Here is a 14608-nt window from a genome sequence, read left to right on the forward strand (position 1 = left end):
GAATAGATGGAAAATATATGAACTTTACTTACTCGTACAAATTGATGGATGAGATACTTTCCAGTTGCCGTCATCATTTACAAAGGTGATTAAGTCGATGTTTGTAAAACCTTCAAATTGTTGGATTCCCTTTTTTATTGGTATAATATCTGAAAACTTAAAAGGATGTTGAAAGTAATTACAAAGAATAACAGCATTCAATAAGATTACCACAACAGCATTCAATAAGATTACCACGACAGCATTCAATAAGATTACCACGACATAATTCAATAAGATTACCACAACAGCATTCAATAAGATTACCACAACAGTATTCAATAAGATTACCACAATTATTTACTAACTTTACTATATTAATATTAGAAAAGCGTAACATAAAATGGCTACACCTAAAGAAAGATTTGTAGAGGCCTTACAACATTTGAAAAAATTGCAAGATCAGGGTATAGTTGGTATCCATACAAATGATTTACCAAATCGAAAATATCGAGAAATTCTTATTAAAAAAGGTTTCTTAAAGGATGTGAGTAAAGGATGGTACATTTCATCAAATCCTAATGAAAAGGATGGGGAGACAACTTCTTGGTACACTTCTTACTGGGATTTTGTTGCAAAATTCATCAAACATAAATATGATAATAATTGGTGCTTGTCTGCCGACCATTCTTTATTAATTCACGCTGGTAATCGCGCCGTACCACAACAATTAATTATTTTGTCCCCAAAAGGAAATAATAGCGCTATTTCATTCCCCCATAATACTTCATTATTCAGTTTACGAAGAAAACTACTGTTGTCGGAATACAGCTTTACGACAGATAAAGGACTCATCATGTATGATCTTCCGTCGGCATTAGTCTATGCAACTCCAAGTTTATACATCCATAATCCGATTGATATGCGAACTGCTTTATCACTGATACGGGATGCATCCGAGGTATTACCGATTCTTTTAGAGAATGGACACACTACAATAGCAGGTCGTTTAGCAGGTGCATTCCGAAACATTGGCCGTAATAAAATTGCTGATCAGATCATTGATACCTTTAAACAAGCTGACTATGATATTCGCGAGGAAGATCCCTTTGAAAGTAAATTAGATTTAAACTTTTCCAGCAGGGAAAGATTACCCTATGCAAACCGTATTAAGCTAATGTGGTCAGAAATGCGAAAAGTAGTGATATCATCGTTTCCTCCAGCTCCAGGTATTTCGGGTGATAAAAAAGCATATCTAAAAGCAATTGAGGATATTTATGTGATGGACGCCTACCATTCCTTATCGATTGAACGTTACCGTGTAACTCCAGAGCTAATTGCGAAAGTAAGCTCAGGCGAATGGAATACAAAAGAGAATAAAGAGGACCTTAAGCAGCGTGACGCAATGGCCGCAAGAGGGTATTACCTAACATTCCAGTCAGTGAAAGAAACTATAGAAGCTATATTAGATGGTAAAAATGCGGGCATTGAAGTCGATAAAGATCATGGAAAATGGTATAGAGAGCTCTTCGACCCTAGTGTAACTGCTGGAATACTCAAAGCATCCGACCTTGCAGGATACCGAAACCATCAGGTCTATATTGGAAACTCTAAGCATCTACCCTTAAATGTGGACGCTATGAGAGATGCTATGCCGGTAATATTTGAATTACTGGAACAAGAATCGGAAGCTTCTGTACGTGTAGTTTTGGGGCACTTTATTTTTGTTTTTATACATCCATATATGGATGGAAATGGTCGAATGGCACGTTTTTTAATGAATACTATGCTTGCTTCAGGTGGTTATCCATGGACAGTTATACCTGTAGAAAGCCGCAAAATTTATATGGAGGCTCTTGAACAAGCAAGCGTTGAAAACAATATCGAACCATTTGCTTTATTTTTGGGAGATTTGGTACGAAAAAGCATGAATGGTGAACAAGAGGCCACTTTGCCTTCATAAATCTTTATCCTTATTGATATAAATAAGGAGATTTTTAACTTGAGTGTTCAATTAAAATCACTGTTTTCATAGATAATGAAGGGTTTGCGAACTCAATATATTAAAAAACCAACTGGTCATCCCAGTTGGTTCAATATATCTTATTATAAGATCTTACTTATAACTTTTCAAGTTGCAGCAATGAAAAGGCCTATAGCTTTAGCCATTTTCTCTTTGTCAGCACCTACCTCAAGCATCATTCGTCTTTCAATGATGTGACCGGGTTGGACAGCGCTGCTTTGATAGCATGTGTACTTACCGTAATGAGTATACTACAGCTAAATAGATACGATAATACAATGTGTTTGAAATGCTATTTCTATAATTTATTAACAACGTGTTCAATAAACCAACTTGGTAGTTTATGTCCTGGCACTAAAATTTCCAACTGCCCCTTGATGACCTCCGCGATAAGTACCATTGTTTCACAAGAATTATCGAATAAATAGGCTTTATCTACAATATAAATTGCAGCAATAGAAACTGGACTCTGTATCATTAAGTTTATTTTGTTCAATTAATAGGTATTCGAGGGTCAAATACAGTAACAGGCTTTGATATAGATGCATTACCGCAATTACCTACATTTGCATTAGCCGTAACTGTCACTATATGTTCGTTTTCTCCTGGAGAAAACGCAAAATTTGAAAGCACTTTAACTTTTATAGTAGTTGTGGTCTTAGAAACAAGTGTCGTTCCACTAGGCTGCCCTATCTCAATGTTACTATAATTAGCAATGTTATCATTTAGAATAAGTTTAAATTCATAAGTTAATCCAGGTCTCATTGTAGCTGGTCCCTCAATATACCCATCTATCTTGGTTCCAATAAAAATATCTTTTTTGGTGATTTTAGTACCGGTAGTGGATTGAAGGGAAACAGTGCCATTAGAGGTTCCTACTCTACTTACTTTATATGAGTTGCCATTAATTTTTGTAAGAGTAGCTATACCAGATGCATTTTCTAAAGTAATCGTTCCTGAGTTAGTTATTATGTAGGTACCGTCAGAACAGATTGAAGATGGTCCTGTTATTGTGGTTGTAACACTTGGAGGTATATAAGTATCAATAAAAGAGAAAGTTTTATTGTGATAAAACCAATCTCTATTATGTGTTACTTTAGGAGACCATCCAGAAGTTGTTTGATTTGGTAGACCAACACTAGCATTGAAATAGTACTTATATAATAAAGCAATTTTATATCCAGGATTTAACTGAAGCTGTGCATCAAACTCAATTGAAAAATTCTTTACTTGTGATGATGGGAAAAAAACTCCATTAGTTATAAAATCATTTTTATTAAATGAAGGACCTGCAGTAACTTTTATAATTTCATTATTCGAATTTATTAAAGCAATTGAAGTTTGTATATCGGAAAAATATGTAGAATATAGCTGAGTTACAGTTATTCCTAAAGTGCCACTTATAGTTCTATTAATTATATTTATATTATTTGAATTATATGGAATCTTCCCATTATTCAAAGCTGTATTGGTAATGTTAAAATTATAAGGGTAAATTAAATTTCCTGAATCATCATTCGATTGAGCTGATACACTTGAAAATATAAAATTTAAAAACAATGTAACAATTAGTATTAATCTCATAATATATTCCTCTCTTCCATTATATTCAAAGATTCAACGAATGTCTCTATTTTATAGATTCCACTTGAGTTTATTCTTTCAAAACCTAAACTATCTCTATTAAATGTGAATTCATCCTTATCAATGTGTAAGAAGTATCCCATTCTTGCTTGAGTTTGCTTAATAGAGTATACTTTACCGTTTACCTCAACTAAATCGTCATTTTTTTCTGAACTTAATTGTGTCTCTTTTTCACATCCGATCAGACCTAGTCCGAGCAAAAGTATTGTTAATTGTATTTTCATGTTTGGTTTATAATGATTATTTCATTAATGTTAAATAATTTTTCTAGTCAATGTTTATTTCTTCTCTGCAAAGAGAATCACATATAAAAGGCGTAGTAATTGGTAGTGCATGACAACAGTAATAGGGACTCTATTCATGATTTAGTTAGAATCTCATTACAACAGTATAACCGTATCGAAATCACCTACGGTATAAAAAAGTAAAATAGTTGTGTAATCTGCATATTCACACAATAATAAATAATCATATCGAGCTTAGTATACGGGAAACCGTAAAGAAAGGAAAAAAAGGCTCTATCTATCCATAAAAGGAGATTTTCAAAATATTATGAGTTAAGATATGCCTAGATTGCAATTTTCAAAAAAAAGAAATTTGAATAAAAATTACCGTGCTAGGCGTTGGTATTTATTGGTAGATGTAGCGCTCAAGTATACTAACCTGCTTCAAATTTGACGTTTAACAGATTTCAGGAAATGATAGTATCAAATGCCAAAATGAATAATGAGTTCTTGCTAATTCACATTCTTGGGCACACGCTAATTCCAATTATAATTGGCAATTATAAATAGTTAGTTCTAATGAAGGGTCCGCGAACTCAATATATTAAAAAAACCAACTGGTCATCCCAGTTGGTTCAATATATCTTATTATAAGATACTATTATTGTTTTTCCAGTTGCAGCTATGAAAATGCCTATAGCTTTAGCGATTTTCTATTTTTCAAGACCAAGTCTGAGCATCATTCGTCTTTCAATGATGTGACCGGGTTGGACAGCGCTGCTTTGATGGCATGTGTACTCACCGTAATGAGTGCCAATACTAATATGCCCGTTCCCGATAATACAAAAACACTCCAACCAATTGGTACTCGGTAGGTATACATTTGGAGAAAGAAACGCTCTGTAAACAAATACGAGATCGGGAAAGCAATCAAACAGGAGACTAAAACCAATATAACGAACTCAAGGGATAGTAACCTCGCAATAGAAAATACGGAGGCTCCGAGCACCTTGCGTATTCCAATTTCCTTCTTGCGATTTTCTGCCATAAATGCCGATAGTGCAAACAGACCTAAACAAGAGATCGTAATGGTGATCATCGTAAACAATCCTGCCAAAACACCATAACGCTGTGTATCTGTAAATTTCTGAGCATAAGCTTCGTCTAAAAAGGTATATTCAAATGGATATTCGGAATTATACTTTTTAAATATGGCTTCTGTACGTTCCAGTGCTGCTGAGGTTGTCAAAGAAGGATTAAATTTGATATGCACGATATTAAACCAACCTTTTGCACCCAAAATAACCATGGGAGGAATCGCTTCAAACGGAGAATTTAATATGAAATCCTTTACTACACCCACAACTTTCCAATCTCGGCCATGCTGCTGGACGAGCTGCCCCAGTGGGTCTTTAAATCCCATAGCTTTCACCGCAGATTCATTGAGTATAACCGCAGCGGAATCAGAAGCATATTTTTGAATATCAAAATCTCTACCGCTCACTAGTGACAACCCAGCAGTCTTGACAAATTGATCATCAGCAGAAATTATATCGAAGATAATCTTATCATTTTGATCTTTACCTTGCCAACCAAACCCCCAAGTGCTACTCCAATTTTCTGTAAGTGGTGAGCTCGTTCGGGTAACTGATTCGGCAACACCGCTACTAAGTAATTCATGTTTGATTAATGCCATATTCTTCTTAATGGCTCCTTCTTCATAAAGATAGATGAGGTTATTCTTATTGTATCCATTTTCGCGATCTCTTCCAAACTCCAATTGTCGTTGGATAATGAGCGTACATATTACTAAGGCAATGGCTACTGTAAATTGAATCGCAACGAGCAATCTTCTTGGGCTAAAGGTGGCATTGCTGTTTTTAAATGTTCCTTTCAATACCTTTGCAGGCTGAAAAGAGGAAAGAAAAAAAGCGGGATAACTACCTGCCAATAATCCGGTGATAAGGATAAATCCGAAGAAAGAAATCCAAAAAACAGGTTGTGTAAAATCAATCATTACCTTCCGGTCTAACAGCTCATTAAACGCCGGCAGACATAACCATACCATTAAAAGTGCTAATGCGCCAGCTATAAATGCCATCATGATCGCCTCACAAAGAAATTGTAAAATAAGGGAATAGCGATAGGCTCCAGCGACTTTACGTACCCCAACCTCCTTTGCACGTTTCTCACTACTGGCAGTACTCAAATTCATAAAATTAATACAGGCAATCAATAAAATAAATCCGGCAATATACAGGTAGGCCTTAACCATATCGATCTTTCCTCCGACCATTTCTCCATTGACAAATTTCGTGTACAGCCACCAATCTGGGAGGGCTTGAAGGAATAATTTCGAATCCCCTTTCCCCTCTAGATGTTTGGTCGTAATATCTTGAATTTTTGAATTGATTGTGGCAAAGGAGGCTCCTGGCGCAAGTTCAAGATAGGTAATGACGGTATTGTTTCCCCAATGCTCATCCGACTCTCCTTTTTTTTCCATATAGCTCCAGGGCATGAAAAATTCAGCTTCGTTGAAACGCGTATTTTTTGGAGTGTCTTTCATCACTCCTGTTATAATAGCTGGATCGGCATTCTCAAGCTTCACCGTTTTTCCGATGACATCATCCGAGCCGAACAGGCGCTTGGCCAATGATTCCGTTATAACGATATCTGTAGGATTAACCAACGCTTGCTTTTCGCTTCCTCTAACCAAAGGGAAGTCAAACATCTGAAGAAATGCCGAATCAACAAATACACCATGTCCCTTAAGCTTTTTACTGTCGGCAGTCAATAGCATCTTTCCCACATCCGAATATCGGCTGACATTTACTATTTCGGGAAACTCTGCTTTTAGCGCCGGAGCCAACGGTTTTGGTGTTAAAAACATCGTGTTGATCTCACCATTAAGGTCGACGTTGGTGCCTACCATATGCAACCGATCACGCTTGGTATGGAATCTATCAAAGCTTACTTCGTTTTGAATCCATAATAAGATCAATATAGCTGCCGCCATTCCGATTGCCAAACCTCCAATATTCAATACGGAGTACCCCTTATTTCTCCATAGGTTACGCTTGGCTATTTTAAAGTAGTGTCTTATCATAATGGTCTATATTTTATCCTTGTTCCACACAGGTTAATCAGGTTAATAATTTCTTATGGATAGTATTCAGTAATAATTACAGTTCCATGCTGGCAAAACAATAGCCAAAACCACAACTCACTAATTACAAGAATATTAAAAATAAAATTATGAGTAAAAGTGTACGTTTCCGAACATCGATTGTTCGGAAACGAACATCGATTATCATATAGAATAGGATAGACTGGTAATGAAAGTAATACGGACTCCTTCCGCAGAATTTATCAGGTTGTTCTTTTTGGCTTCCCGATATGTTTCATGATCTGTTCCACCAACGAACCAAAAAACATAAGGCACTTTCCAATTCCTCCCATCATATGACTAAGGCCATAAAATATGGCGGCCGAGATGGCAACGCCAAAAGCCGCACGCAGAGAAGAGGCCATTTTATATATCCCAGACGCCGTACCAGCTTTGCTATCAGGGGACACTGCTTAAAGCCGCATCCGTGGAGGGGTTAGCATAAAAACCTAATCCTATCCCAAAAAGGGTGAAACCAATAAAGGCTGTAATGATGTATTGTTGAGCCAAGAGAAAGGTAAAACTAGTTAGCAAAATACCTAAACCGATAATAAAACAGCCAAGTAACATCGGTTTCCGTGGTCCCAATTTCTGAAAATAGTTTTAAACTTAATTTGTATGGAAAAGAAGCTCCGGTCTTAAACGTTTCCATAAACATTGGACTCTCCACCGTCTACGGCAATGGTTTGTCCATTAACATAGGATGCATCTTCACTTAAAAGAAATGCGACCAGTTTAGCTACTTCATGTGGTAATCCCAATCGTTTGGTAGGATTATGTTGAGCATATTCTGTTTCTGCCGCCTTGGGGTCATCCGGATTAACCTGTTTGAAAGCTTCGGCAACCATTGGTGTAAGTATTGCACCAGGTGCAATGGCATTGGTGTTGATTCCATCCCTTCCATATTCAAGTGCTGCATTTTTTGTCATACCCGAAACCGCATGTTTACTGGCAACATAGGGCATTTGATTCAAAACCCCACGAATGCCACCTACTGAAGCTACATTTACGATACGTCCATATTTTTGTTTCTGCATAACAGGAATAACGTAGCGCATAGCATAATATACACCCATCAGGTTGATATCAATCACCTTTTTAAAAATGTTTAAATCATACGTCGTAATACTTGCCTGTTTACCTTCAATACCTGCATTATTGTAAAGACCATCGATGCGGCCAAAAGCTTTTACTGTTTCATCTACATAATTTTTTACCGCATCTTCGTTTGAAACATCTGCAACAACAGTAACAATTTTACTGTCCGGAAATTTTTTGTTGATTTCGTCTTTGGCCTGCATCAAACTTTGTTCATTGTAATCCACAAGTGTAAGATTTGCCCCTCTTGAAGCAAGTTTCTAATGCTGCTGCCAAACCAAGTCCCATTGCCGCGCCGGTAATGATGATCGCTTTATTTTCTAATCTGCTCATAATATTATAGTATGTATACTTTCTCCTGCTCGTATTACTTTGGTTCCCATTAATTTTGTTCATAAAAACGCTGCTCAATAATTGGGTTTCGGTAACTTAAATTACTTAAAATAAACTATTACTTATTCACTACAATTAAGTATTACTATTTGTTTGCGTTGTAGCTATCTTCAAGAAGGATTTGACAGTAATTCAACACTTGTACTTTTAGGAGTTGATGCAAGAGATTTGGATCGTTTATTGGAGCTTATTTAAGATAAATTACGTATTTTACTTGCTGTAAAAAAGATCATGGAAGAATTGATTAGAAACAACATAGAAACAACATTAGGGGAAAAAATCTCTGACGAGTTGCTTGCGCAGTTTATGGAGCTTACTTTTGAAAAATCATTTGATAAAAAGAGGTTCTTGGCAGAAGCAGGAAAAACCTGTAAATATCAATACTTTATTCTACAAGGTTCCTGTTATTCTTACTTTATAAATGAAAAGGGTGATAAGAATGCCATTCAATTTGCCATAGAAAACTACTGGATCACTGATGCCTCCAGTTATTTCACCAACAAACCTGCAGTATTCAATATAGAAACCCTAGAACCCACTAGAGCATTGCTTCTTCATAAGGAAAACTTTGAAAAACTGTGCAGATGCCATCCCCTTTTCGACCGCTTTTTTCGTATTCTACTTCAGAACTCACTTGCCACTTTGCATTACCGCATTGCCAAAACCACCAGTGAAGATGCTAAACACCGTTACCTGGAATTTTCACAATTGTTTCCGCACTTCATTCAGCGTATCCCACAATATCTAATAGCCTCCTACCTTGGGATTGCTGCCCAATCACTAAGCCGCATCCGAAAAGAGGTGATCTATGAAATGTAGATAAAAGTTTTTCTTAACCTATGTGAACGGAAACCGCCTATCATTTTTCGAAATTTGCAGATATTAATAATTTAAATCATTCTGTAATGAAAAAAATATTTAGCGTAAGCCGCTCATCTGAACATGTAGATATAGCCATACTTTTGGCTCGTATCAGTATTGCCATATTAATGCTTACTCATGGCATTTCTAAAATCGCACTTTTTAACGAAACACCGGTCCAATTTATGGATTTCATTGGCTTAGGAACAGAAATGAGCTTAGCGCTCGCCATTTTCGCTGAAATGGGATGTTCCGTTCTTATCTTACTTGGACTTGGAACTAGGGTAGCCGTTATTCCGCTCATCATTACCATGTTAGTAGCTGTTTTTATAGTCCACGGTGCTGACCCCTTTGCCAAACAGGAAATGGGATTACATTACTTGCTTGTCTATATCATGTTATTACTCACTGGAAGTGGAAAATACTCATTAGATAGCTTAGTGACTGCTAAAAGATAGGTCCTATCCTTTGTTAACATAGGTTAACTGGTTTGATTTTTATATACCCGACCTTTGATATAACAAACACAAACATAGATTAAAAAATTAAAAACAGATAATAATGAAAACTACAGAAACAAAAACAACATGGGTACTGGATCCCGCACATAGCGAATTAATTTTTAAAGTTAGGCACTTGATGATTACAAACATAAAGGGCGAATTCCAAAATTTTAATGTCGCAGTTGAAAGTAATGGTTCAGATTTTAGTAATGCCAAAATTTCCGTCACTATTGATACCGATTCCATTTCCACGAATAATGCAGACCGGGATGCACATTTAAAAAGCGCTGACTTTTTCGATACCGAAACCTACAACAAAATCACGTTTGAAAGTACCGAATTGAATAAGCTTGACGAAGAAAATTATCAATTGAAAGGAATGCTTTCTATTAAAGGAATAAACAAAGAGTTGGTGTTGGATGTTGATTTCGGAGGATTTATAAAAGACCCTTATGGTAATGAAAAAGCAGGTTTTTCAGTAAGTGGAAAGTTCAACCGCAAGGACTGGGGTTTAAACTGGAATGCAACTCTGGAAGCAGGAGGTGTAATGGTAAGCGATGAAGTGAAATTGAGTGCCGAAGTACAAATTATAAAACAAGTTTAATTTAAAGATCATGGAAAATAAAATATTAGGACTGCATCACATCACCGCTATTGCAGGCGATGCGCAGCGCAACTACGACTTTTATACCAAAACTTTAGGATTTCGTTTGGTTAAAAAAACCGTTAATTTTGACGACCCCCAAACCTACCATTTCTACTTTGGAAACGAGGAAGGCACTCCAGGTACCATCCTTACTTTCTTCCCTTGGGCAAATGTTAGACCAGGAAAGAACGGTGCAGGCATGGCTACTGAAATTGGTTATTCCGTTCCCCAAGGCAGCTTGGATTTCTGGAAAGCGCGTTTTGAAAAACTCGATGTCCGCCACGATATCATCAGTGAAAGGTTTGGAGAAAAACATTTAGCATTTCAAGACCCTGACGGATTATGGCTGAATTTGATCGAGGCTAAACATCAAGATAATCGAAAAGGTTGGAACACGGCTGAAATAAATGCCGATGTAGCCATCAAGGGATTTCACACAGTTACATTAACACTCATCGATATCAAAGCAACTGCTGCCATCTTAACGGAGGTATTCGGTTACAAACAGATCGAGCAGGATGGTAATTTATACCGCTATCAAACCGATGCTGTAGAAAATGCAGCCCTAGTGGATTTACTGGAGATGCCACAGGCACAAAGAGGCCTAAATGCAGGTGGCACCAATCACCATGTCGCATTTCGAGTGAAAAATGATGAGGTATTGATGAAAATTAGAGAAAAAATAGTAGCAAGGGGTCTTCAAATCACGGAGAAAATTAATCGAGACTATTTCTTTTCGCTCTATTTCCGTGAACCCGGAGGCGTGCTGTTTGAAATAGCGACAGATAATCCTGGTTTTGCAACAGATGAAACATTAGAAAACTTGGGAAGCTCATTGCAATTGCCGGACCAATATGAACCGATGCGAGATCAAATAGAAAAAGGACTTCCTGAGATTAAGTAATAATAAAACAGAACAATCATGCACAGTAAAAACATACAAACAGCAGGCAAATCTTTGAAAGAAGCGGAAAAGGTACTTATTATGGTACACGGTCGTGGGGCAGATGCTGAGGATATTCTAGCGCTTGCTTCACATTTAAATGTGGCCAGCTATGCCTTACTTGCTCCTCAAGCCACTAATCACAGCTGGTATCCATATTCTTTTTTGATGAAGCCCGAACAAAATCAGCCCTGGTTATCTTCTGCATTAGACTTACTCAAAGATGTGGTAGAGGATTTAATTCAGCAGGGAATTGCCACTAAAAACATCTACTTTCTTGGCTTTTCACAGGGAGCTTGCTTAGCATTGGAATTTGTTACACGCAATGCAAAAAGATATGGCGGCGTTGCGGCCTTTACCGGAGGGTTGATCGGTGATGAAATAAACCGCTCAAACTATTCCGGTGACTTTAACGGAACACCGATTTTTATTGGGACAGGCAACCCTGACGCCCATGTACCTTTGGAACGAGTGAAAGAAACCGTTGCCTTGCTAGAAGAAATGAATGCCTCGGTACATCTTGAAGTTTATGAAAACAGGCCGCATACCATCTCAAAAGATGAAATTGACTGGACGAATAAATTAATATTCAAAGATTAAAAACATTGTTTCTTATTACCTAGGTATATAGTGCTACAAAAGGATAAAGCCAACTTGAAGATGTTAATATCAACTTTTGGAAAACAGTAAGTAACTAGGTCGGAAAAGATACTAATGAGCCGAGTGGGATGACCAATCGGCTCAATATATTTTATAGTATTCTATTCTAGTTTTCAAACTCGTCGGTAATTAATGACCATTCTAAATTGAAATCTCTAAAATATTACAGTTCATATCTATAAACCACTTAATAGCACCATTAGATTACAATTCAAAATCGCTATCTTACGGTTTAAAATATATTCCCAACAAATAGACCTATAGGATGATAAATGCCCGATTAAAATTATTTTTATTAATTATATTTATAATAAGCAATGTTGCTACCCTTTTGTTTTCACAACAAAAGTTTCAAATAGAGGGTCGTGGAAAGCAAATAATTGATAACGATATCATCTATTTGAGCTATAGAATTGAGGGACGATATGTGTTGGATTCTACTATCGTCAAGAATAACAGTTTTAGATTTAAGGGGAATATCAATAACACTCCAATAAAGGCCAATTTATATAGAAATCAAAACCCTACCCACAATTATGATTTTATAAATGATCTTACAACCCTATATCTTGAAAAAGGAGTAGTTAAAGTCATTAGCCCGGATACTTTACAAAATTCGGTCATAAGCGGTACTGCACAGAATAATACCTTTCAGCTATTAAAGGCGAGATTAGCACCTTTGAATAAGGAACGTCAATTGATAAAAGACCCTGATTTCTTTAGCGATGAAGAGCGAAAAGACACCTTATTGGTCATTAACAACAGCAAATTAATTGAAGCTAATTATTATAAAAGCTTTGATATTCAATTGACTTTTGCAAAAGAATATACGAGTTCATTTGTCAGTCTTGATATCGTTAACAACATAGCAAGAGATAATAACTATATCCATCAAGCGCAACAAGTATTCCATTTACTTTCACCAGACCTGCAACAGTTGCCTGAGGCTGAAATTGCGAAACAAATGTTTCTGAAAAAAAATAGGGTATCTGTTGGTGCTCTAGCGCCAGAATTTGAAATGATGGATATGCATGAGAATAAAATCAAGCTATCAAAATACAGAGGGAAATATTTATTATTGGACTTTTGGGCATCCTGGTGCCTACCCTGTAGACAAGAACATCCAAATCTGTTGACCGTTTATAGTGAATACAAAGATTCAAACTTTGATATTTTGAGCGTATCCATAGATAGTAAAAAAGATAAGTGGATAAATGCTGTTGTTGCGGATGGTCTATTGTGGAGTCAGGTTTCTGACCTTAAGGCTAGCAACAGTGAGGTTCATAACCAGTATGGTATAAGTACAATACCCTGCAATTTTCTAATAGATCCACAAGGAAAAGTGATTGCAAAAGATTTAAAAGGGCAGGCATTAAAAGATAAAATACTTGAATTATTTCCACCTCAATAAATGCTGCAGTAGTTTATCCAGATCAACAGCAGCAGCAATTTTAAAGTAAACAATATTCAGTTTGATAACCATTACAAAAACCGCTTGCCAGCTAGGCTATTGCCTGCATCTTAGTCTTAGTTTAAATCACCAAATATAGACCTTTCCTGCCCTAGCTTGTCAATATTGTCAAACGCTAAGCATATGTATGAAATCATCCATATGAAGTATTTCGCAGCAAACAATATCACACCTTTAAGGTCATAAATCGGCTTGATTAACTCTTTTTTTAATCACGGAGAAAATTATCGCTAAAATTACAAACCGATTATTACCTTCTTTACAAAGTATGGTAAAAACACCTGCAAATCGATAAAATAATTCCAAACAAATCATACCATTTCCTGTAACGCAATCAAATGTCCTATAAGCGGTGTATTTTCTACATTACGCACGATGTACACGTTGTACATTTGGGAAAATATATGCATTAAAGTGTATATTATCCATATTACCTACACGTTGCTCTTGTTTTCGCTCCAAAATGTTCCGATTTTTATAACGCCATTAATTATAAAAATAAAATATGAAAAAAAATCTTAACAACGAGGGAGTCGGTTTGTTTCAGGCCGAGCTGTTCCAACTTTCTCTATCAGAGCAACAATTTCTGATCATGCAGATCCGTCTTGATTTCGCCCTATTCATGGCGACGCATTTTGATCTACATAAAAATCAAATCATCCAGATCAACAGTATGTCCGACTCCTTTAAATCGATGCTTGCCGAGGGCATTGCTACGACTTGGGAGTCTGGTCAACCTATCAATTTTTACAAAGAGACCTTAGCCGAAGACGATGTACCTGATGCAAAAGATATCATCATGTCCGACCCCAATTCACCACTTATGATGATGAGCTCGGGCAATCCAATTCCACTACCGCTTATGATTCTCATCCGGTATCGTCCATAACCCTATATCAACCTTTTAAATCAAAATAAACTTAATAAATTATGAACAACCTAAATCAATCGCGTTTCTATCTTTTAAACGCTAAACCTAAATTACATCACAAAATCA

15 protein-coding genes are annotated in these 14608 nt (G+C 36.5%); 8 read left to right on the forward strand and 7 right to left on the reverse strand.

Features of this window, described 5'->3' with window-relative positions:
* Positions 1-24: 24 nt before the first annotated feature.
* Positions 25-333, reverse strand: coding sequence for a hypothetical protein (locus ACFX5U_RS15425; RefSeq protein ID WP_400261305.1), 309 nt, complete (start codon positions 331-333; stop codon positions 25-27).
* A gap of 49 nt (positions 334-382) precedes the next feature.
* Between ACFX5U_RS15425 and ACFX5U_RS15430 the strand changes: the two genes are divergently transcribed.
* The gene (locus tag ACFX5U_RS15430; RefSeq protein WP_400261306.1) at positions 383-1942 is read left to right on the forward strand and encodes a Fic family protein; all 1560 of its coding nucleotides are present in this window, start codon (positions 383-385) and stop codon (positions 1940-1942) included.
* Between the two features lie 358 nt (positions 1943-2300).
* Here ACFX5U_RS15430 and ACFX5U_RS15435 read toward each other — a convergent pair whose 3' ends face one another.
* The 6 genes from ACFX5U_RS15435 to ACFX5U_RS15460 all read right to left on the reverse strand — a co-directional run bounded on the left by ACFX5U_RS15435 (position 2301) and on the right by ACFX5U_RS15460 (position 8361).
* Entirely contained in the window at positions 2301-2480 is a 180-nt protein-coding gene (locus ACFX5U_RS15435; protein WP_400261307.1) for a hypothetical protein, read from the reverse strand.
* Positions 2481-2494: 14 nt separating this feature from the next.
* Positions 2495-3586 (reverse strand): hypothetical protein, encoded by a 1092-nt coding sequence (locus ACFX5U_RS15440; RefSeq protein ID WP_400261308.1) that lies wholly within the window; start codon positions 3584-3586, stop codon positions 2495-2497.
* On the reverse strand, positions 3583-3870 hold the full coding sequence (locus ACFX5U_RS15445) for a hypothetical protein (protein ID WP_400261309.1): 288 nt from the start codon (positions 3868-3870) through the stop codon (positions 3583-3585). The genes ACFX5U_RS15440 and ACFX5U_RS15445 overlap by 4 nt, the downstream gene beginning before the upstream one ends.
* 739 nt (positions 3871-4609) lie before the next feature.
* Positions 4610-6976, reverse strand: coding sequence for an ABC transporter permease (locus ACFX5U_RS15450; protein ID WP_400261310.1), 2367 nt, complete (start codon positions 6974-6976; stop codon positions 4610-4612).
* Between the two features lie 263 nt (positions 6977-7239).
* Entirely contained in the window at positions 7240-7401 is a 162-nt protein-coding gene (locus ACFX5U_RS15455; protein ID WP_400261311.1) for a hypothetical protein, read from the reverse strand.
* Positions 7402-7674: 273 nt separating this feature from the next.
* Complete coding sequence (locus ACFX5U_RS15460) at positions 7675-8361, reverse strand: SDR family oxidoreductase (RefSeq protein ID WP_400261312.1); 687 nt, start codon at positions 8359-8361, stop codon at positions 7675-7677.
* Between the two features lie 397 nt (positions 8362-8758).
* Between ACFX5U_RS15460 and ACFX5U_RS15465 the strand changes: the two genes are divergently transcribed.
* The 7 genes from ACFX5U_RS15465 (at position 8759) to ACFX5U_RS15495 (ending at position 14500) form a co-directional block, all read left to right on the forward strand.
* The gene (locus ACFX5U_RS15465; protein WP_280566190.1) at positions 8759-9346 is read left to right on the forward strand and encodes a Crp/Fnr family transcriptional regulator; all 588 of its coding nucleotides are present in this window, start codon (positions 8759-8761) and stop codon (positions 9344-9346) included.
* 86 nt (positions 9347-9432) lie between these two features.
* Positions 9433-9846 (forward strand): DoxX family protein, encoded by a 414-nt coding sequence (locus ACFX5U_RS15470; protein WP_400261313.1) that lies wholly within the window; start codon positions 9433-9435, stop codon positions 9844-9846.
* A gap of 103 nt (positions 9847-9949) precedes the next feature.
* Positions 9950-10495 (forward strand): YceI family protein, encoded by a 546-nt coding sequence (locus ACFX5U_RS15475; protein WP_400261314.1) that lies wholly within the window; start codon positions 9950-9952, stop codon positions 10493-10495.
* Between the two features lie 10 nt (positions 10496-10505).
* Complete coding sequence (locus ACFX5U_RS15480) at positions 10506-11441, forward strand: ring-cleaving dioxygenase (protein ID WP_400261315.1); 936 nt, start codon at positions 10506-10508, stop codon at positions 11439-11441.
* A gap of 18 nt (positions 11442-11459) precedes the next feature.
* Complete coding sequence (locus tag ACFX5U_RS15485) at positions 11460-12080, forward strand: alpha/beta hydrolase (RefSeq protein WP_400261316.1); 621 nt, start codon at positions 11460-11462, stop codon at positions 12078-12080.
* Between the two features lie 391 nt (positions 12081-12471).
* Positions 12472-13551, forward strand: a complete 1080-nt coding sequence (locus ACFX5U_RS15490) for a redoxin domain-containing protein (protein WP_400261317.1) — start codon at positions 12472-12474, stop codon at positions 13549-13551.
* A 565-nt stretch (positions 13552-14116) separates the two neighbouring features.
* Positions 14117-14500: a hypothetical protein gene (locus tag ACFX5U_RS15495; RefSeq protein ID WP_400261318.1), complete on the forward strand. Its 384-nt coding sequence runs from the start codon at positions 14117-14119 to the stop codon at positions 14498-14500.
* The last annotated feature ends 108 nt before the right edge of the window (positions 14501-14608 follow it).

This window comes from Sphingobacterium sp. SG20118, assembly GCF_044740685.1.
GTDB lineage: Bacteria > Bacteroidota > Bacteroidia > Sphingobacteriales > Sphingobacteriaceae > Sphingobacterium.